General features: G+C 60.3%; 17 protein-coding genes. 3 read left to right on the forward strand and 14 right to left on the reverse strand.

Going from position 1 to position 20700, the window contains the following annotated elements; genetic code table 11:
* Window positions 1-193: 193 nt before the first annotated feature.
* Window positions 194-976: a M90 family metallopeptidase gene (locus AC24GY_RS04160; RefSeq protein WP_487680544.1), complete on the reverse strand. Its 783-nt coding sequence runs from the start codon at window positions 974-976 to the stop codon at window positions 194-196.
* A 1042-nt stretch (window positions 977-2018) separates the two neighbouring features.
* Here AC24GY_RS04160 and AC24GY_RS04165 point away from each other — a divergent pair.
* A complete protein-coding gene (locus AC24GY_RS04165; protein WP_487680546.1) occupies window positions 2019-3344 on the forward strand; it encodes an ammonium transporter in 1326 nt (441 codons plus the stop codon).
* A 249-nt stretch (window positions 3345-3593) separates the two neighbouring features.
* Here AC24GY_RS04165 and AC24GY_RS04170 read toward each other — a convergent pair whose 3' ends face one another.
* Window positions 3594-4664 carry a hypothetical protein gene (locus AC24GY_RS04170; protein ID WP_487680548.1) on the reverse strand — a complete coding sequence of 357 codons (1071 nt, stop codon included), beginning with the start codon at window positions 4662-4664 and terminating at the stop codon, window positions 3594-3596.
* A gap of 62 nt (window positions 4665-4726) precedes the next feature.
* Here AC24GY_RS04170 and AC24GY_RS04175 point away from each other — a divergent pair, with 62 nt between their 5' ends.
* The gene (locus AC24GY_RS04175; RefSeq protein ID WP_487680550.1) at window positions 4727-5653 is read left to right on the forward strand and encodes a metallophosphoesterase; all 927 of its coding nucleotides are present in this window, start codon (window positions 4727-4729) and stop codon (window positions 5651-5653) included.
* A gap of 47 nt (window positions 5654-5700) precedes the next feature.
* Here the strand turns inward: AC24GY_RS04175 and AC24GY_RS04180 are convergent, their stop codons facing one another.
* The 4 genes from AC24GY_RS04180 to AC24GY_RS04195 all read right to left on the reverse strand — a co-directional run bounded on the left by AC24GY_RS04180 (window position 5701) and on the right by AC24GY_RS04195 (window position 9771).
* Window positions 5701-6012 carry a hypothetical protein gene (locus AC24GY_RS04180; RefSeq protein ID WP_422317948.1) on the reverse strand — a complete coding sequence of 104 codons (312 nt, stop codon included), beginning with the start codon at window positions 6010-6012 and terminating at the stop codon, window positions 5701-5703.
* A 237-nt stretch (window positions 6013-6249) separates the two neighbouring features.
* Window positions 6250-6825, reverse strand: coding sequence for a hypothetical protein (locus tag AC24GY_RS04185; RefSeq protein ID WP_422317946.1), 576 nt, complete (start codon window positions 6823-6825; stop codon window positions 6250-6252).
* A 264-nt stretch (window positions 6826-7089) separates the two neighbouring features.
* Window positions 7090-9018 (reverse strand): acyltransferase family protein, encoded by a 1929-nt coding sequence (locus AC24GY_RS04190; RefSeq protein ID WP_487680552.1) that lies wholly within the window; start codon window positions 9016-9018, stop codon window positions 7090-7092.
* Window positions 9019-9405: 387 nt separating this feature from the next.
* The gene (locus tag AC24GY_RS04195; RefSeq protein ID WP_487680554.1) at window positions 9406-9771 is read right to left on the reverse strand and encodes a hypothetical protein; all 366 of its coding nucleotides are present in this window, start codon (window positions 9769-9771) and stop codon (window positions 9406-9408) included.
* Window positions 9772-10749: 978 nt separating this feature from the next.
* On the opposite strand from AC24GY_RS04195, the gene AC24GY_RS04200 reads away from it, so the two are divergent.
* Entirely contained in the window at window positions 10750-12549 is a 1800-nt protein-coding gene (locus AC24GY_RS04200; protein WP_487680556.1) for an OmpA family protein, read from the forward strand.
* 437 nt (window positions 12550-12986) lie between these two features.
* Here AC24GY_RS04200 and AC24GY_RS04205 read toward each other — a convergent pair whose 3' ends face one another.
* The 8 genes from AC24GY_RS04205 to AC24GY_RS04240 all read right to left on the reverse strand — a co-directional run bounded on the left by AC24GY_RS04205 (window position 12987) and on the right by AC24GY_RS04240 (window position 20477).
* Window positions 12987-13721 carry a hypothetical protein gene (locus AC24GY_RS04205; RefSeq protein ID WP_487680558.1) on the reverse strand — a complete coding sequence of 245 codons (735 nt, stop codon included), beginning with the start codon at window positions 13719-13721 and terminating at the stop codon, window positions 12987-12989.
* A gap of 64 nt (window positions 13722-13785) precedes the next feature.
* On the reverse strand, window positions 13786-14535 hold the full coding sequence (locus AC24GY_RS04210) for a hypothetical protein (protein ID WP_487680560.1): 750 nt from the start codon (window positions 14533-14535) through the stop codon (window positions 13786-13788).
* 39 nt (window positions 14536-14574) lie between these two features.
* Window positions 14575-15864, reverse strand: coding sequence for a nucleotide disphospho-sugar-binding domain-containing protein (locus AC24GY_RS04215; RefSeq protein ID WP_487680562.1), 1290 nt, complete (start codon window positions 15862-15864; stop codon window positions 14575-14577).
* Window positions 15865-15900: 36 nt separating this feature from the next.
* The gene (locus AC24GY_RS04220; protein ID WP_487680564.1) at window positions 15901-16506 is read right to left on the reverse strand and encodes a TetR/AcrR family transcriptional regulator; all 606 of its coding nucleotides are present in this window, start codon (window positions 16504-16506) and stop codon (window positions 15901-15903) included.
* A gap of 688 nt (window positions 16507-17194) precedes the next feature.
* Window positions 17195-18295 carry a PDDEXK nuclease domain-containing protein gene (locus AC24GY_RS04225; RefSeq protein ID WP_487680566.1) on the reverse strand — a complete coding sequence of 367 codons (1101 nt, stop codon included), beginning with the start codon at window positions 18293-18295 and terminating at the stop codon, window positions 17195-17197.
* A 21-nt stretch (window positions 18296-18316) separates the two neighbouring features.
* Window positions 18317-18610: a hypothetical protein gene (locus tag AC24GY_RS04230; RefSeq protein WP_487680567.1), complete on the reverse strand. Its 294-nt coding sequence runs from the start codon at window positions 18608-18610 to the stop codon at window positions 18317-18319.
* A 33-nt stretch (window positions 18611-18643) separates the two neighbouring features.
* Window positions 18644-19087, reverse strand: a complete 444-nt coding sequence (locus tag AC24GY_RS04235) for a hypothetical protein (RefSeq protein ID WP_487680569.1) — start codon at window positions 19085-19087, stop codon at window positions 18644-18646.
* Window position 19088: 1 nt separating this feature from the next.
* Window positions 19089-20477, reverse strand: a complete 1389-nt coding sequence (locus tag AC24GY_RS04240) for an AAA family ATPase (protein WP_487680571.1) — start codon at window positions 20475-20477, stop codon at window positions 19089-19091.
* Between the last annotated feature and the right edge of the window lie 223 nt (window positions 20478-20700).

The following is a 20700-nucleotide window of genomic DNA, read 5'->3' on the forward strand; positions in this document are numbered from 1 at the left end:
AGTAGATGCTATCGCATGATATTCACTGGTAATTATCACGGGCATGGCCTCACTTTGTTCCTCTGGCTGAATTCACTGCGCTACGGTTTCTGCCTGCCTACCAGGGGTGAAGGACAGCAGACTAACTAGAGAGCCTGGGTTTGATGAACCGTAGCGCAGCGGAGATAGACGAAGTCAAACAGGTGAAACCCACCTACCGTGATTCAATCCATTTCCGTGGATCCAGACGGTAGTACCTGGCCAGCTCTGTGTACATCTCCGGCCGCTCATTGTACAGCTTGTGCGGTTTCTCAAAGAAGGTCTCAGTGGCCACGGCGAAGAACTCCGCAGGATTGGTGGCGCCGTAGGCATCCAGCACCTTCTCGGTGCCCTCCTCCGTGCGCTCCAGGAAGTCGGCGTAGTTGTCATGGAAAACGTGGGACCACGTGCGGTAGGCGGCACCGCTGGACAGGGAGGGTGCTCCATCGGTGGGACCGTCCTCATGGTCCAGCTGGTGGGCAAACTCATGGAAGGTCACGTTGTCGCCATCGTGAATATAGCGTGCTCCGTGAGTCACGGAATCCCAGGCCAGCACCACGGTGCCCCAGTGGGAGGATTCCCCCAGCCGGTGCACTTCTCCCTCACTCACGATGCCGTGGGCATCTCTGAGCTGGCTTACCGAGCTGAAGGTGGTGGGGTAGAGGTATACCGCGCTCAGCTTCGGATAAGGTCTCCCCGTGCGCTGCACCACCAGCAGGCAGGCCTGCGCTGCCACGGTGAGGATCATGGCCTCCGTCAGCTCCAGCCCGCCACAGCCTTCAAAACGGATGGTGGAGATGAACTGCGCGATCCTCTCGTGAAGTCGCAGCCGCAGCTCCTCAGGCAGGTGGGCATACAGCGGTACATTCTGCTGCAGCAGGGCGATCCATTCCTCATTGAACACCACTGGCTCCTTTGTCTCGATGCCTATCAGCGCCTTCAGTTTCTCCCAGATCATGGGGCGGAGGGTAGTGCATGAGTAGCTGGCTGCCAGAGCATTTGAAAAGCTGGCCCATGACTGTGCGGCAGGGTGGTTCTTGTTCCAAGAAAGCAGCTCTTCCCAGCTATCCCAACTATGCCCGCAGGGTAGAAAAAATATTCTCACCCTCCCAAAAGGAACCTCCAAAACCTCCAGCCGACCTCCACCTGGGAGGGCGGAAAAATAACTCCCCCTCTCAAAACGAACCCTCAAAACCCTCAAAACCATCAAAACCCCCGAAACCTCCCTTCTGCTTCTCGATGTGGTGGCGGTAGAAAAAATATTCTTCCCTGCAAAACACACCGACGAAACCCCTCAGGTGGGCAGCATCTGGCAAAGTTGCCCTGTTCCTGTGGAACAGGGAGCGCGCCGCAACCATAAGGGGCATGAGATTCCTCGTGAAGCGTGGGCGATGCGGAGCTGCACCTTGTTGCACAGCAACAAGGCTGCTTTGTGCCAGCCCTCCTGCCACACCCGCAGGTCAGGAAAAATAACTCCCCCTTTTTATATGCACTGACAAAACTGACAGAACTGACGCAACCGGGTTGTGTCAGTTCTGTCAGTGACCTTGAGATGGAAAATGGATGCAAAGCCGCCCTGTTCCTGTGCTCCGCAATCCCAAGTCCTGCCACACGCAGGCCAGTAAAAAAAACACTCCCCCTTTTTAAATGAACCATCAAAACCTCCGAAACCTCCGAAACCCCGGTTTCGTTGGTTTTGCTGGTTCCCTTGGACGGGGAGCGGGAGATGTTTTTCCGCCCGCCTAGGCGACCTCTCAAAAACCGCCCCGAACCGCCGTGCTCCACCTCAGCAACCCGCAGCTTAAAAGCATCGTCTTCTGCCTGGTTGCTGAATCAGGGCACAGCAAAGCTGACTGGGGTGAAAACCAGCAATGGGAAGCAGAAATAGAGCAAGAAACGTGCCATGGAACGGTGGTTTTTTCTTGTCTGCGGGGGCTGTTTGGTTAGCATCGGCCCCCCAACCAGCCTCCAACCAAGGCTCAAGCACCAACCTACCAACCATGACCCCATCCCTGCTGAAACGCACGGGGAGCGGGGCCGCACGGCATGCCTTTGCCGCGCTGGCCGCGCTCGCCACCACCTCCGCCCATGCCGCCGACGGCTCCACCATCAACAGCGGAGACACCGCCTGGCTGCTGACCTCCACCGCGCTGGTGCTCTTCATGATGATCCCCGGCCTGGCGCTGTTTTATGCCGGTCTCGTGCGGGCAAAGAACATCCTCTCCATCCTGATGCAGTGCTTTGCGCTGACGGCCGTGCTCAGCCTCGTCTGGCTGGCCGTGGGGTACTCGCTGGCGTTTTCAGACGGCGGCAGCATCGTCGGTGGTTTCAGCAAAGTCTTCCTCAGCGGCGTCACACCCACGTCCGTGCGCAGCGACTGCCCCACCATCCCGGAGCTGCTGCACTTCGCCTACCAGATGATGTTTTTCCTCATCACCCCGGGGCTGTTCATCGGCGCGTTTGCCGAGCGCATGAAGTTCCAGGCCATCCTGATCTTCAGCGTGGTGTGGAGCCTCGTGGTCTATGTGCCGTGCTGCTACGGCGTCTGGCACAAGGCGGGCGCGTTCTTCGGCCTCACGGGCGTGATCGATCTCGCGGGCGGCATCGTCGTGCACATCACCGCTGCCGTGGCCGCGCTGGTAGCTTGTATTATGGTCGGCCCGCGCCGGGGCTTTCCGCATGCGCAGATGATGCCGCACAACCTTGCCCTCACCGTCACCGGCGCAGGCATGCTGTGGGTGGGCTGGTTTGGCTTCAATGCGGGCAGCCAGCTCGCGGCGAACGGCTCTGCGGCCATGACCCTCGTCGTCACGCACATCTCCGCCAGCTCCGCCGCTGTGGTGTGGATGTTCATCGAGTGGCTGCGCAACGGCCGGCCCAGCGTGCTCGGCATCGCCACCGGCTCCATCGCCGGGCTCGCGGCCATCACCCCGGCATCAGGTAAAGTGGGGCCCGTGGGAGCCCTCTGCATCGGCGCCATTTCTTCGATCATGTGCTGGCTGGCCTGCGCCAAGCTCAAGCAGCGCTTCAAGTACGACGACTCGCTGGACGTCTTCGGCGTGCATGGCGTCGGCGGCTTCGTGGGCACCATCCTCGTGGCCGTGTTTGGCACCACCTCCTTCGCCGGCGGCCTGGGCGATTTCCACATCGGCAGCCAGCTCGTCACGCAGCTCATTGCCTCGCTTTACACCATCCTGCTTTCCGGCATCGCCAGCTACGTCATCCTCAAGGTGATCGATGTCACGCTGGGCCTGCGCGTCAGCCCCGAAGACGAGAACCAGGGCCTCGACCTCGCCGAGCACGGCGAAGCCGCCTACAACGACTGAGTTCAAACCCATGTCGCGGGAGGGAAGGGGAGCGGTGGCAGTCACCACGCCGCTGCCATTCCCTCTTCGCGCATGGCAGGCCGGAAAGTTGCCCTGTTCCTGCGGAACAGGAGAGCGCCTCAACGACGAGCGCTGTGAGGGATTCGTTACGTGTGGGAGATGCGGAGCGGAACCTTGTTGCGCAGCAACAAGGCAACTTTGAGGCCAGCCAGCCTGCACCATGGAATGGTATATAAAAGCAGAAGGAGGTCAGACTTCGATCTTCCAAGTCTCCTTGAGCATCCAGCGCCGCCCTTCGCTTTTCTTGGAAAACTCTTCTTCAGAGCTTAGATCCTCATAGAGGCACCAATCATCTCCTGCCGTGCGGCGATAGCCGGGAAACTCTCCTGCATCCCTGGCGCACAGCAGCCAGCGAAACCTGCCGCTGTTCAAATAGTAATCGGGCGCATGATTAGCAACCAGCAGGAACCCATACCCAATGCCTTCGGAAAAGACCAGAGATTCGGCGTTCCAGGGCGCTGCACCCTGCGATTTTTCTGTGGAAATGCAGATCGGCCAGCGGTTTGCACGCGTCAGAGGATCCGGGCTTGAACGCAAACGTTGCTGCATGAAGGCCAGCCGGGTAGCCTGATAATCGTCCACGAGGAAGCTGACGCAGGTGACTTCGGCGCGGCTCAGCAATTCGCGCAGCTTTTCATAAAAGCCCTTGGGGAAGCACGGCCTTGTACGGCTCTTGTAGTCGGAGCGTGTGAGCTCAAAAGGCGTCTTGGCATCAAAGTCATAGGTATGGCGGCGCAGATCCAGACAAGCCAGCTCCGTGCGAATCAAAAGATCTGTGGATTCTCGCAGGGAAGCCTGGGCCGCCTTCACCTCGGCATACAGCTCGCTTGCCCAGTCTTTGAATGACTGGCTTTCGCGTGCGGTCAGCCAGCAACGGGATTCAGGAGTGGTGTCATCGTAGGCCCAGTCAAAGCAGCGGTCAAAGTCGGCAAGCGGCAGCCAGTTGTCCGGCCATTTGTGGGAGCCTTGGGTGTCCTTCTTTCTCCAACTGCGGAAGTCGTGGACCGAGGGAGGCACGTCCAGCAGCTCCACCCAGATGTATTTCCACACATCACCGGGGCGTTGGATGGCCATCAGCTCGTATACGCGGTATGCCTCGGCGGCATCGGCCAGCAGATGCCGCAGGGCCAGGTCATGAAGCTTCACCTTGAAGGGGAGGGAAGGATCATTTCTCCAGAAGTGGCAGATGAGATCGACGAGCATGGGAATACCATTGTGGAGAACGCTGGCACTGGCGGCAAGCCGCAACTCGATGCTCACGTAATACCAGCTCCATTTCACCCTCGCCAAGGCACTCCATTTCCCGTACTCTCCCGCCAGCCATGCCCATCCATCTCTCCACCCCATCCCGGCGCACGTTTCTCACCCAGCTCGGTGGCGCGGTCGTTTGCGCTCCGGCGCTTCATGCGGCAGACGCGCAGCGGGTGGATGCGGACCGCATCGCCATTCTCAATGACACGCACATCGCCGCCGGGCACACGGCCAGCGCGGCCATCCCCACGCACCTGCGGGAGACGGTGGCCTGGCTCGTCGCGCAGGAGCGGCGGCCTGCGGCAGTCGTCATCAATGGGGACCTCGCCTTGAGCAACGGGCGGCCTGGCGACTATGAGCACTTCGCGCGGCTCATCGCTCCGCTGCGGGAGGCCGGCATGCCCGTGCACCTCACGCTGGGGAATCACGATGACCGTGATGTCTTTTACCAGGTGCTGCAGGCGGAGAAAGCCGCGGAGCCGCCCGTGGTCTCGCGCCATGTCGGCGTCGTCTCATTGGCCAAGGCGAATCTCTTTCTGCTCGATTCGCTTAAAACCGTGGGGCAGGGCGCGGAGGCACGCATCGTCGCGCAGGGGTTGCTCGGCGCGGAGCAGCTCGAATGGCTGGGCCGCATGCTCGATGCGCACCCCGGCAAGCCCGCACTCGTCTTCGCCCATCACAATCCCCGCCTCGGTGGTGAGGAAAAGCACTTCCCCGGTGGGCTGGAAGACTCCGAGCCGCTGTGGGAGCTCCTCGTCTCACGCCCGCAGGTGAAGGCTTATGTCCACGGCCACATCCACCATCGGGATCACTTTCAGCATCGCGGCATTCACATCCTGAACACTCCCGCCACCTCCTACGTGTCCAATCCCACCGCCAGCACCACCGGCTGGACGATGGCCCAGCTCACCGATAAGGGCGCGGACTTCACCACGCTGACACACGCGCCAGACCACGCATGGAATGGCAGGGTGGAGAAGGCGGTGTGGCGGGCTTGAGCTCCGCTGCCTCCTGAGGCAGAAGGCGGAGCGGGGTGCGTGGAGGGTTATTCCGCAGACGCCTGCGTCAGAGGTCCCACATGCACGGAGCCTTTTTTATCTCCGGCGTGCCGGATGGCCTGGGCATGGTAGAAGGTGTTGTTGTCCATGCTCTGGTGATCGTAAAGGAAGGGCGTGTACAGCTTCGGACTGTACTGCTGCAGCGCCACGTTGTTGTTCATCACCAGAGGGCCAATGACGCCTGGAGCGGATTCGAGCACCGTGCCGGTGTGAACCATCTGGACCTTGGGGGAATTTGAGCAGGCGGAGAAGCTGGCGGCCAGACCAGTCAGCGCGAGCAGCATAAAATGATGTTTCATGGTGGTAAGTGGTAAGGAGTTGAAGATGGAGTTTGAGACTCTCAGTTCTAACATTGGACACCAAGGGATCGAACCCAGCTCAAAGAACGAGCTTCCGGTCCACCCCCGAACAGAGGGTCAGGGACTCCATTAGCGCCATGCGGCCGGCCGCCGATGTGATCCTCGCCCACCCCTTATCCACCACCTGCTGGCTGCAGCATCAGTCCGGGGCTGCACTCTGGATCAAGGAGGGGGCTGTCAAAGCTCGGCTCCTGCGCCTTTCTTCTCATCCGGGTTCATGACCACGCTGAAATGTTTGGCGACGCATTTCGGACAGATGCCATGGGTGAACTGGGCGGCGGATCGTGAGGCGACGTATTCCTCCATCTGCTGCCATTCGCCCTCTTCATCCCGGATGTCCTTGCAGTAGGCGCAGGTGGGCAGGAGCCCCTCCAGCGTGCGGACGCGGGCGCGCAGAGCCTGGGTTTGCTCAGAGAGCTTGCCGCACAGGAAGGTGATGAAGAAGAGGATCGCGAGCCGGATGATGGCATTGATGATGGCCACGGGCAGCGTGTAGGGGATGCCCCAGGCGTATTGGATGCTGAACCGGATGAGGCACAGGATGGCCCCCAGCCACAGGGCGGTGCGGAGGCCGCAGTTCCACGCCATCAGCGCCACGGGGATCACAAACAGGAAGGGAAAGAAAACAATGGGGCCCGCCAGGAAGTCGCTGCAGGCCATGAGCAGGGCAATGCAAAACAGCACCCGCTTGTCATTCCAAGGATACCGCTCGAAAAAGTATTCCGACGGAGGTTGGGACGGGGGTCCATTCATGGCTGTGGCCGTTTAAGAAACATGGAATAGGTGCTGCACAAGAGCAAAGTCGTACAAGTGACTATGAATCAGTGACTAAGAGAAGGCAATGGATTCCCAAATCTAAACTAGGGCAAGTCATATCGCGATACGATGGAAGCAGATCTGCCTTTGAGCCGGGGAAGCCCGGGCGCTCGAAACAGACGCGGGCGCTCAAAAAGGTTCGCCGTCCTTGAAATGCGGAACGGCAGGAGACGGGGGCCTTTGCCGGTGAAGGCTGGCGTCCTACCTCTCATCAAACACCCGCTTGAAGAGCGGGCTCAGCAGCTCCGCACCTTCGCGGGTGAGGTGGTGGCTGTCGAAGTAGAGGATCTGGTCGTTTTTCAGGACGCCGTAGAGGCCGCGCGGGTTGAGGAAGAGGTCGGCGGGATCGATGACGGCGGCGCCCATTTGGGCGAGTTCGGCGAATGTGGGCTCCAGGGCGGCATGGGCCTGCCGGTGCTGCTCCTGGCTGAGGCCCAGGGCCTGGAGATCGCCGCCGCGCAGGGCGGTGAGGGCGGCAATGCGGGGGACGTCAAAGCCGGGGGCGGGCACGTCCTTGAGCACGAGCACCTGCGCTCCAGAGGCCATGAGCGTGCGCACGGTGGCGATGAGATCGGCCCGGAACTCGGCGGAAGCGGCAAAGGCGTCCCATTTGGCCGTCATGATCACGTGCGGGATGTGTTCCTTGGAAATGAAGGCCACGACGCTTTCGGCCACCCTGGGCGCGGCTTTGCCGAGGCCGAATTCGCCGGGGCTGATGTAGTGCAGCACCGGGGCGGTGGAGTGAAACCCCGCCAGCACGCCGCGCTGCTGGTGCTGGCGGCAGAGGGTGTCGATGGCCGGGGCGATGGCCATGGCGTGGCTGTCTCCCCAGACGAGGACGCGGATGGGCTGGGTGCCTTTGGCGGAGCCGAGTTCGGTGAAGTTTCCGGCCAGGGCGTTGTCCGGGCTGAGGTTTTCGCGGAAGCCATGGCTGTCCCGGCTGGCGGCGTAGGCCAGAGCGCTGGCGGGGAAGCGCGCGGGGAGGCCTTTGAACGCGGACACGGTGAGGGCCGAGGCGATGAACACACCGGTGACGACTGCCGCGAAGGTGAAGATCTGCCGCCGCCCGCTGAGCCAGCGCCGCTGGCGGAAGGGCGTCTCGATCAGCCTCCACGACAGCACGGCGAGCACGAAGCTGGCCAGCAGAAGGCCGATGCGCATGGCGGTGGTGAGTTCATAGGCGGAGAGGTACTTGGCAAACACGAGCAGGGGCCAGTGCCAGAGGTAGAGCGGGTAGGACACCAGCCCGATGAAGACAAAGGGCCGCCACGAGAGCAGCCGCCCCACGGCGGAGAGCCGGGCATCGCTGGAGGCGATGATGAGCCCCGCGCCGAGGCTGGGTGCCAGCGCGGCCACTCCGGGGAAGCGCGTGCTGCCATCAAACCCCAGCACCGCCAGGCCGATGAGCGCGAGGCCGAGCCAGCCGGAGACCTCCTGCACCGATCTGTTTGAAGGGAAGCGCCCGCGATACACCGCCACCAGCACGCCGATGAGCAGCTCCCACGCACGCGCGGGCAGCAGGTAGAAGGCCATACGCTGATTGTGCGAGGAGTAGCTCAGGGCCACGCCGATGACGAGGGAGCCGAGGGCGATGCCCCAGATCCAGCGCATCCAGGTGCGCGGCCGGGAGCTTACCAGAAAGGTGAGCAGCAGGGGAAAGAGCAGGTAAAACTGCTCCTCCACCGCGAGTGACCAGGTGTGGAGCAGGGGCTTGGTCTCGGCGCCGGGATCGAAGTAGTTGCCGTCTTTCCAGAAGTAGAAATTCGCGCCCATCACAGCCTGGGCCAGGACGGATTTTCCCACGCGCTGGAAGTCCTCCGGCAGGCAGAAAAGCCACGCCGCCCCCAGCACCGCCACCACCATGCAGGTGAGCGCGGGCATGATGCGCCGGATGCGCCGCTCCCAAAACTGCACCATGCTGAAACTGCCGGCGGCGATCTCCCGCAGGATGAGCGAGGAGATGACATAGCCGGAGATGACAAAGAAGACATCCACCCCCACAAAGCCGCCGCTGCAGCCGAGCCCCGCATGAAAGAGCAGCACCGGCAGCACCGCCAGCGCCCGCAGCCCGTCCACATCAGGCCGGTAGCTGGAAGACGGAGATCCGGCGGAGGCGGCAGAAGGCGTCATGGGGAGAGTGCAGGTGGGCGTGGGGAGGGGATGGGGGAGCGCTGCCTGCTGTAAACTGGCAGGGCTGGGTCTGCACCTTTTTCCTGCGGGGTGCTGCGGCACGGGAAGGCGCGTCTGACAGGGCAGGGAGGGACGATGCAACTGCCGTGGGCACTTGCGCGGCATTACGTTATCCCCGTTACCAATCGCCCGCGCAAGTGTCTGCGCTCCTCGGCTGCGCGGGTGCCCGGCGGGGAGGATGCTCTGACCATGTGGCAGTGTCGCCGCCGGAGGTGAGGTGGATGCTGCTGGCTGATGAACGAGCGCCGGGCACGGGCTCGGCCCCTCTTCACCCAGCCAGTCTGGCAGGTGGAGAGCGGGCGTGCTCGCTTGAGGAGTGGGCCGGTCTCAGCGCAGCACGGTGGCGCGGCGGACTTCGTAGCCCGGGGTGGTGTGCACCGCCAGGGGAGCCAGAGGATTCAAAGGACCCACGTAAACGGAGCCTCTGCCAGCGCCAGGGGCGCCATGCCGGATGGCCTGGGCGTGGTAGAAGGCGTTGTCATCCAGACCCCGGTGATCGTAAACAAAGGGCGTGTACAGCTTCGGGCTGTACTGCTGCAGGGCCACGCTATTGATCGTGTAGAGCGGACCGTTAACACCCGGAGGATGGACGATGCGGGCGGTATTGACCCACTGGACGCTCGAAGGAAAGGCGCAGGCGGAGAGGCTGGCGGCCACGCCGGTCAGGGCGAGTAGCAGAAAATGACGTTTCATGGTGGTTGGGGAAGCTGGAAGTCAATTATGACACTCAGTTCTAACAAAAGACTCAAAAAAGATCGAATTAAACTCAGCGCTGAATGTCGCGAGTGACCCTGAAAGTCATGTAGGGGCCACCGCCAGCAGGCCTCTTACTTTCAAGCGCGGTTGATAGTCAGCAGCTCGCGCCCCTGCCGCTGGTTCAGTGCTTCAGATCTTGAGGTCATCGAGGAAGTTTGGGGCGGGGGCTTTTGAAAAGAGGAATGCGATGAGGCCGCACACCGCGCTGGGACGAAGGATTCCACGGACGCGCCCAGCGCATCCCTACCATCCCAGAGCAGCGCATGCCGCAGGGCGGGTAGGGAACCGCTGCGCGGGTCCGAAGCTTCGGGTCTGCAGCGTCGCGGGCGCTCAAAAAGGTGCGCCGTCCTTGGAATGGGGAAAGGCAGGAGATGCGGGCCGTTGCCGCGATGATTTGCCTCCCTGCATCACACGCACGCGCCGACGGCTTGGAACTTCAAAAATCAAAAATCGATGGTTCGACAATCGTCAATCCTCCGGCTCCAGGGCGTCCTGGCCGTGCGTGATTGACGATTGATGAACAAGGCTTGCTGATTTTTGAAGGTGGCCCCTGCTTCACCGGCTCCGCGCTCCCAATTTGCCAGTTCCAAGGCACAGGAACAGGGGAAAAGAAAACGCCTGAGGGCAGGCCGCTCTCGGCGGGAGATGCGATAAGCAAGGAACGGCTGAACCATGAGCCGGCGAGGTCTGCTGTGGTCTCTCGCTTCGCCACTGTGCTCAACCTGGCATTTCATTCCCACTCCTTTCTCCACCAGCACCGTGATTCGCCCCCACTGCCATTCGGCCTCCCTGCCTCGTTTGAATTTCTGACGGGCTCTGCCTTCCATCTTTAAACCTTAGGGCAGGGTTAGACCCCATGGAATGCCCCACCGCCACGCTCTAGCCTGAATCCTCGACGCGCCCGCACCATACCCCATGAAACGTTTCCTCCCATCTGCCTTTGCCACACTTGCCATCCCATTCCTGTCGATGGCGCAGACCTCCGCTCCTCCTCCAGACGAAGAAAAGCCCCTGGTCCCGAAAGCACCCGTCCCGGCACCTGAGACGGTTGTGCCTGGCCAGCCTCCTGCCGCAGTGCCTCCAGCGCTGCCTGCCGGCGTGACTCCGGACAAGCTTCCTGCGGCGGTGCCTCCCGTGCCCGGCCTGCCTGAAAAACCTGCAACACCCGGAGCGGACCGCCCCGGCCCTCCCGGCGACAAACGCCCGGGCCCTCCTGGCGGTAAACGTCGCGGCCTGCCCGGAGCCAAAGAGACACCCGGCGCGCCTGAAGATCCAGCCACGGCTCCCGGCAAAGACAGGCCTGCAGCACGCCCAGGTGAAACCCCAGGCACGCCGCCAACTCCCCATGGAAAGGACCGCGGAAAGGGACCTGCCAATCGCGGCACGCCACCGGCCATGCCCGCAACCCCGGGCATACCGCCGGCCACGCCCGTAACCCTCGGCGTACCGCCCGTAATCCCCGGCACGCCACCGTCCATGCCTGCCACCCCCGGCATTCCACCCGCCACTCCCGGCACGCCTGCCACCCCCGCAACTCCCGCCACGCCACCGACCACCACCGGGACTCGTCCCCTGCCTGGCAAAAGACCCACCGATCCGCAGGAGCAGCGCGGTGATCCTTCCCGGCCCCCCGCGCCTGCCCCTGGCGCTCCGATGCCTGCCGTGACCTCGACTCCCGAAGTCCCTGGCGAAACAAAACCCGCCGTGCGGCCCGAGGCACGCGAGCGCCCTGCGCGCCCCGCCGCCCAGAAGCCCCCATCACAGGAGACGGCCAAAGTGCTGGAAGATGAGCCCAAGCGTGACCGTCAGGCGGACGCCGCACAGGCGCGAAAAATTGACAACAAGGAAGATGCCAAGCGCCTCCTTCTGAACATCCTCGGTGCCGGTGCTGCCGCCGTTGGAGTGAATCCCAATGATCGTCGTGACCCTGACTCAAGGCGTCGTCCAGGCGGCCCCATGCCTGGCTATGGCTACCGTCCCTCCGTCGAGGAAGTCGGCAGAACCCAGCAGGACCGCGAGCGCACCGTCACCAGCATCGTCGAACGATTCCAAGGCCGCGCCCCGCAGGTTGCGCCGTCCGGCAGCCTCCATCGCGAGCAAAGAATCTTCCAGACCACGGAGACTCAGCGGCACACCCGCTTTTACGAAGGGAACCGCCGGGTGATCCGCTACTCCTCCATGCAGGAGATCCCACCGGTCATCGTCGCCTCTCAGCAACTCCAGCGCGTCCAAGTCCTGCCTCAGGCGCGAAGCCCCTACAGCATCAGGCCCCAGGCGCCGCAGCAGGGGTATTACCAGAACGCCATCCCCCCTTCCTACACCACCGGGGATGCGTATGCCGTCTCCTACAGCGTCGATCCCAAATCTGCCATCAGCACGGATGCCATCCTCTTCCGCCAGGGCTCCACGGATTTTGCCGACGCCTATTCCTACGACCTCGTCATCGACATGGCCAACGCCATGAAGGCACCGGCCCTCGCCAACGACACCTTCGTCATCGAAGGCCATGCCTCGGCTGAAGGCGATTATGGGCAGAATCTCCAGCTCTCCCAGGAACGTGCGGAGCGCATCTCCCGGGAGCTCGTGCGTCATGGCGTGAGCGCCGAGCGTCTCATGCCCGTGGGCTATGGTGAAGCCGAAGCCGCCAGTCCGGCCGATGCCGCCGAGGCTGACCGCAGTCTGGACCGCCGGGTCGTGGTCTTCCGCATGCGCTGAAGCACCTTCCATTCGGGCATCGGGTGTCCGAATGGAATGCTTGGCATGAATGGCACTCAGTTAAGGCGGGCCGTCGTTCGTTTTCATAGTCCCTTAGGCAGTGTTTTGGAGAGGCACTGACGCGAACGCGACAGCCTCTTGGAGTGCGGTGACAGAGATGCACGGCGCAAGCCTGCATCGACGACACCGCTTTCGCGGGGGTGTAGCGCGTTCCGCTGGTCTGAGATTACCGTCCGGCTTGCGAAAGCGGCGTCGCGTCAAGGCTTGCCGCACGCATTGATTCGCTGCGCTCACCCTTCGGGCAGCCTGCGGCTGTCTATCTCCGCCACGCTCCGGTTCCAAGACGCTGTCGCGTGGCTTGGCTCCCTGGTCGCCAAACCCACGATACATGCTCTCAACCGAGTGCCATTCGCGAACATGCCTGCTATGCACCACCCCTACTTCACCGGCTCCGCGCTCCAGATCTTGAGATCATCCAAGAAGCCGTCTTTGCCCATGCAGCCAAACTCCACCTTGGACTTCGTGGGGTGGGCGATGCCGGGGGACTGGAGGAAGGCCACGGGCTTGCCGTCGATGGAGGCGCGCATCGTGTCGCCCACGGTCTCCAGCATAAACGTGTGCCACGTCTCCGCATCGAGGCTGAGCGGGAAGGTCACGTTTTTGCGGCCTTTCGGGGTCGGGGGCTCGCCGGTGGCGCCTTCGGGCCGGGCCACGGCCAGGCCCTTCTGATCCACGAGGGTGAGACGGTCCGCCGCGATGCGCGCCATGCAGAGGTGCCCGTAGTGCGAGCCGTTGAACTTCCGGTCGTCAAATTCCGCCGTCACGGACTGCGCGCCGCCGAGCCGGAAGCGGAACTCGATCACGCTGTTCTGCGTCGGGATGTCATTGCCGATCACCGCCTGATGCCCCTTCACCGGCGGCTTGCCCTCCTTGGCCGGCGCGTCAAAGCGCATCTGCGTGCCCTTCAGCGCGCCGTTCTCCAGGGAAAACGTTGGCACCACGATGGCCCAGCCCTTGTCCTTGCCCAGCTCCGCGCGCGCGAAGTCATCGGAGAAAAGCAGCTCCTTCTTCTTCGCCGTCGGCTCTGCGGGGATCGAGGGCAGCTTCGGCGCATCCGCAGCGAAGGTGGAGGCGGTGATGAGCAGGAGGGGCGCGAGAAGGCGGAATTTCATGGGGTGGAATGAAACGCAGCTTCCTCGATGGTTTGTCAGAATGTTGCCCCCTGATCCCGTTCCTTTACTGCATGAGGATGGTGGCGAACTGAACCCAGGCATCTGTCTTCGCTATGAGTGCTGAAGCCACGCAAATGACGGCGTGAGCTCCAAAGGCGCCGGCAAACCAGCGGTCGATGCGGCTTTCCAGCATGCATTTGATGCCGAACATGACCGCCCCCAGCAGCAGGGTGGTGAGGAAGGCGCTGAAGCATTCTTCCATCCACGTTCCCGCGTACCAGTCGTTGAGTGCGGGCATGCGCCCCAGGGCTGCGGAAACAATGGACAGGGACGCCATGAACATCATCGGACGATGCACTTCGGGACGCCGGCGATACCGGATGCCGACCAGCACGAACGCGCCAAACGCGACGATGGCACTCATGGGCACGGTCAGAAACTCCTTGGGCGTGAGGCCAAACACCTTCAGGTCGGGTGGATTCACCCGCGCGGCATTCACGGCGACGAGACAGCCGGTGACGACGATGGCAGCGGCCAGTGCTGTTCCGAACAGACCGAGCGTCATGTGGACGCGCTTGCGGCCGGAGGCAACGAGCAGCGGCTGCACCACGGACAGCAGCATCCAGGCGGTCATCAGCACGGCATGCACGATGACCAGCGTGCGGATGGGCGGCGTCAACGGACGCCCGGGGAATGCCTCCATGTTCAGGTAAAACAGACGGAAGCCGACAACGGTCAGCACCAGCAGGGCGAGGGAAGCCGCCGAGTAAAACAGACGGCTATGATGGGGCTTGGTGAACGACAAGGTATTCATGGAAAGGGGAGGTGATGAGACGAGGGATGCATGGGAAAGTTAACAAGCGCAGCAGGCAGCCTGCTCTGCCAGAGACTCAAGCTCTGCGATCGCGCAGACGCTTTCCGATTCCACAGCGATGGCCGTGCCCAGACGACGGGCGGCTTCGGTGAATGCGGGCTCGGTGATCAGGCGGCTCAAGGCGGTGCGGATTTCCTCGCTGCTGCTGCTGGCGGTCATTCGCAGTCCCGCGCCGTGCTCGACGACGCGCACGGCATTTTCATCCTGATCGCGACCGTGCGGAATGACCAGCATGGGACGATGATGGCTCAGGGCACGCATCACCGTGCCGTGACCGCCGTGGGTGACGACCACCGCCGCCTGCTGCATGACGGCATTGTGCGGTGCACTCGGTACGACCACGGTGTTTTCCGCCGGACGCACGGACTCGGGTGCCACCTGCCCGAGCGTCACCAGCACGCGCACCGGAAGCTCCGCCGCGGCATCGATCACTTTTTGCAGCACGCCTTCGTGGGCCTGATAGGTCGTGCTGAAGCATGCGGCGATGAGGGGGCGGGGATCGTTCTCCGGCCATGGCGAGCGCCATGGCTTTGCCCAGGCCGGCTCATCGAGCTGCGGGCCGATGTAGCGAATCTGTTGGGGCAGTTCTTCCACGGGAAAATCGAACGACCGGCTCGAAGCAATGAGATAGCGCGTCGCGACTTCCAGCTGCTCCAGCACGGTTTTAATCGGCATGAGTCCGAGCGCGATACGGGTGTCATTCAGAGCGTCGAGGTGGGCATCCAGCATCGCGAGCGTGCCCTGGCGAATCTGTGCGTGCAGGGCTTCTTCTTCAGCCGTGCGTGGTGGCGGCAGTCCAGGCCCGAAGGTGGGCATTCCTTCCAAGGGATACAGGCACAGATTGGCGGAGAGGATGGCCACCGGCTGGCCCCGGCTCTCGCACGCGGCGAGAACGCCAGGCAGCATGTCGCTGGTCACCACAAGATCAGCCGGTTCGCGATCCAGCACGGCGGCGAGGTCACGGGCGTAATCGAGCGACGGGCCAAAGAGGATCTTGCTCAACGCGAGGCCGATGCCCTCCTGCGGACTGGCGGCTTCCCAGTCGCGCAGCGGACAGCTCGCCGGGGTCTTGTCAGCGCGGTTCGGCGCGGTCTGCCACGCGTGAAAGGCGATCCCTGCAGCCGCAGCGTCTTCGCGGCTGGCCTCGTCGCTCATCAATCGGACGCGGTGACCCCGTTTGTGCAGTTTGCGGGCGACGGTGATGACGGGCGGCAGATTGCCGCCGCCTTCCCAGGTGGTGAACAGGATGTTTTTGGGTTCGGTGCTCATGCGATGGATGGTGTTGCAGGTTTGAATGGACGGGGCTTACCGCGGCTCCAGGGCGGCGAGAATCATCTGCCGGACGATCTGCTGGTAGGCAGGGATGGAGCGCCCCATGTCGAGGCGTATCAGCTTCCAGACGTAGATGTCCGCAGCGACGACGAGAGCATCCAGCGTGGCCTCGCGGCGTGCGGGTGTCAGGGGCTTCAGCCGTTCAGCAAAAGTCTCTTTCAGCCAGTCGCGGTGTCCCTGTCGTCCCACATCCAGCGTGGGCTTGAGGACCGGATGCATCTGCTCCTGATCCAGCAGCCGCAGGACCAGCGGACCCACATCTTCATAGTCCCGCGTCAGGGCATCAATGGCGCTGTCCAAATCGCCGGGGATCACCACGCGGCGCACGGCTACCGACTCGCCCATGTGTTTGTGAGCCACTTCCAAAAGGCCCATCTTGCTGCCAAACTTGCGCACCACGGTCTGCACGGTCACGCCTGCATCGGCCGCAATGTCATCGAGCTTGATCTTGTCGAACCACTCCGTTTCGGCGCGCTTGAGGAAGGCCTCGATGATCCGCCGCGTGCTGGCTTCCGCCGCTTCGGCACGGGCCGTCTGCTGGTAGTCACGGGGAGGTTTTGCGGCGGTTTTCTTTTTCATGTTAATGTGAGTAACATGAATTAAAACGGCGTCAAATATTTATTTTAGTGAGACTAACATGAAAATTGGCGCTCGTGTTCCGGTTCCCAATCAGGCTGTGGGAGAGGCATCGCCATGGCCGTGGCTTCGGAGCCAGGATCAGGATCAAACCAGGATCATGATCCTGCGTTGATCCTGATCCCAATAGGATCACAGGATCAGTACCTATATATAGGTACTGATCCTGTGATCCTAGACCCAAACCCCAACGGGGCACTGAAATGATCCCGTGATCCCAGAGAACCTGAATGATCCTCTGAACCCGCCGCAGCCACCGCCACCTGCCCCGGCGGGCAGCCTCCCACCTTGCCGAACCTCTCGCCAAAGCCCCTGGGCCACCTGCGCACGTGAAGAGCCAGGGTCACAGGGTCAAACCGGGGTCAAAACGGATTTTGACCCTTAGGGTCACAGGTTCACAGGGTCACGACCTATATATAGGTCGTGACCCTGTGAACCTGAACCTGACCAATGGTGAACCTGAAATGAACCTGAGTCCTACTTCGCTGATGGGGATTAACACAGGGTGAGCGAAGCGAGGCAGCTTCGCGCTCCGGGGTTTAGGTTCACGGGTTCAAAAGGGGTTCAAAACGGATTTTGAACCCATGAACCCAGCCTCCAACGAGGAGACGCAACGCGGTGGTTTCTCAGCTTATTGAGCCTTGCGGGTCGTCTTCTTCCCAGCTTTGCCATCACTCAAAGTGAGTCGCTGCCGGGCGCGGACGACGGCTTGGTGGAGCTTTCGTTCGAGCTGCTTCTTCGGCAGCAGTTGGGTCCAGTAAGTCGCCACGTGGATTCCGCTGCTGGCGAGTTCGAGCAGCTCGACGTGCTCATCGTTCTTGCCCGCGCAGAGGATCATGCCCAGCGGCGCTTCCTCGCCCGGCTCGACGGCGTGGCGTTTCAGCCAGCCGAGATACAGCTCCATCTGCCCTTTGTCCGCCGCCTCGAAATCGCCGAGCTTAAGGTCTATCGCCACCAGCCGCTTGAGCTTCCGATGGTAGAACAGCAGATCGAGGTAGTAGTCCTTGGCATCAATCTGCATCCGCTTCTGCCGCTCCAGGAAGGCAAAGCCGATGCCTAGTTCGAGGATGAAGCTCTCCACCTCGCGCAAGATTGCCGCCTCGACGTCCTTCTCGGCATAGGTGTCCTTCAGCCCGAGGAAGTCGAGGATGTAGGGATCGCGAAAGACGAGGTCGGGCGTGAGCTTGTCCTCGCTGCGCAGGGCGGCGAGTTCCTGCTTGATGAGCTTGTCCGGCTTCTTCGAGATCGCCGTGCGCTCGTAGAGCATGCTCTTGATCTTCTGCTCCAGCGTGCGCGTGCTCCAGTTTTCCATGCGGCACATCTCGGCGTAGAAGTCCCGCTGCAGTGGGTCGTCGAGGTAGATGATCTGACGGAAATGCGTCCAGCCCAATTTTGTCCGCAGTGCGGTCAAAATGTTCGGATCGGGGAAAGCCTCTGCAAACTTCACCATCCGCGCCAGGTTCCGCTCACCAAACCCACGGCCAAACTCCGCTTCCAATTTTGCACTCAGTGCGGACAAAATCTGCTCACCATAATCAGCCCGCTTTTCTTGGAGAATGTCCCGGCGAATGCGAGTGCCGATCTCCCAATACAGGATCGTTAGACCTGCGTTGAAGGTCCGGGCAACGGCTTCGCGGGCCGTGAGGATGAGATCGCGCACATCCGCAAGCAGCGGCGCGGCAGGGGCGGCGGGTTTGGGAGCGAGCGTGCGAGGCTTGGGCTTGGCGGGCATGGCTCCGTCAGAGTAGCGCGGTCAGGCGGCTTCGGGAAAGGCGAATTGTCTCCGCCGTGCGGAGAGAGTCCACGTGCCATTCTCCACGGAAAACGTCGGCCCCCCAATGGCCCAGCCCTTGTCCTTCCCCAGCTCCGCCCGCTCAAAGTCATCGGAGAAAAGCAGCTCCTTCTTCTTCGCCGTCGGCTTCGCAGGAATGGCAGGCAGCTTCGGCGCATCAGCTGCGAAGGTGCAGGCGGTGAGAAGGCTGGCCAGGGTGAGGAAGCGGAAGTTCAGTGGGGGAGAAGGAACGCACGGCTGTTTAATGATCGGCATCGTTTTTTTTAAAACTATGTGCGTTGGGGCTAGTCACAAAGCGCTGAGCAATTTTTTGTTTCTTGTCGTCGAATAAATTTTGGGGCGATTGTGATTTTTAGGATAGAGAGCCCTCATTTTGATAAATCGATGAGACCGCTTGTCGCCAGTAACTATCACCGGAACTTTAGATATAATCTGAAGCGCAATTATGTGGGGATCATCAAAGTCAGCATCATTGGCAATAGCTGATACACGTTCTTGTTCTCTGTCAATTTCGTGATCGGGAAAACGAACAGCGATTCCAGCCTTGTTCAACTCTCCAAAGAGGCGAAGAAACTGGTGTGCCTTGGTGAGTTCTTGAATAAATTTTGTGCCTCCCCACGCAAGGCTCTGCTTCGTAGACAGTATATAGTTATTTACTGGAGCGAATTGTTTATGGGAGCCATTTTTTGCATCAAAAACAGGCCCCCAAGAATTGGCATCGACAATAACCATATTAGATTCCCAGGTTGCGCATCTGCTCGTGTATGAAAAAGTCTCGAAACTGAGATGGCTGTTCTAAAGGGTAAGAGCCTGTTTTGCTCAGAACGAGTTCCGTAATTGTGTTTTCCCCCCTGCTTCGAGTGAAAAATACTACGCTGGTGCTACCTTTATTATTGATTGTGCTGTCGTCACGCATCGCGCTACGGTAGCGATCTATAAGATAGTCGCTGTGCGTTTCGATTACAAAATTTTTCCCTTCATTCGTTGCCAAGGAGAAGAACAAGTCGCCCAAAGCAGCTTGTGCGCGTGGGTGGAGGTGAACCTCCGGTTGTTGAATGTGGAAAACACAAGCCTTTTCTCGCGCCACAATTTCTGCCAAAATGGGTAATACTTGGCTAACGCCGTAGCCTACATTGCTGAGGCTAAGACGAACACCTCCAAGATTTACTTGGACTTCAAACGGAGCGCTATCACCGCTGCCAAAGCTTTTGATTCGCAGATCTCGAAATAAATGACTGTCCTTACCTAGGCCACTGATTAACTTTTTAAAATTTGCCGCACCTCCTTGTTTATCCAAAAGTTGCTTTTTTAATAAATATGGAGTGTGGTCTCCTTCTGCGCTAAAGGCTTTTTTTGTGCCGTCGTATGTTCGTCTGGGTTTGGTTCTAATCGGAGCTAGCCAAACTGCTGAATCCGCAGGAGTCATGAAATTATAGATTGAAGAAAGCGCACCTCCGCTTTCTTCTGCCTCCTTACTAGCATTTTGACGAAGTACTAATCCTTCAACAAGGCCGACTAAGTGATAGAGGGGTAACCCTGCTAAAGAGGTATTGGTGCCTAGGTTGAGCTTGATTGCATTTTTGAGGGTCGCATTTTTATGTCGATTTGCTACATCATTAATCCAAGAATACTCCATTCTTGGTAACCCGTTGTCTAATGTCAGTTCTTCGTGAATATAGAAGATCTCATTTTCTGCATTGAGAACTGTAAAAAGCCCTGCTTTTCCAACGAAGGAAAGTTTTGATATGTAAGGCAGTCCCTCTCGATTAGTAAAGGTTCCAAAAAGAACGAATGGCTGGGGTTTTTCTGCAAAGGTGCGAGCATAGCGTGCAGTTCCAATAATGAACGACTCGGTTTGTTTGCTGCCTGCAGTTAGAAGGTCATTGAATCCACCTAAATGCTGATCCTCAGAATCAAAATCTGGTTCGTGCCAGAATGAGAAGTTACGGATCAAATGAAGAACAGACATTACCGATGACTTTCCTGTGCTATTCTCGCCAACGAGGAACGTGACATCTCGAAATGGAATTAGCGTGTTTTTGAAACCGCGGAAATTGTCGAGAAACAAAAATTCGGACGGGTTATCGCGGTTTTGATGAGGGCTGGAGGTGGTATCACTCATAAATTGCTAGATCCTGCAATTTGCCTATTTGGCAGCAATGCTGAATTGAAGATTCGACTCCATTTTTCAATACTTGAGGAAAAGGTAGAAGCAACAGTCGGAATATTAAAATTAATTCCCAATCCTACTCAGGGCAATGTATCCAGTCTAGCATCAATTTATCCGCGTCGACAAAGTGTTGTGCGGAGGTATTTCAGTCATTGATGGGTGGCGCGTGGTGCTA

This window comes from Prosthecobacter sp. Pr1 (assembly GCF_057652315.1).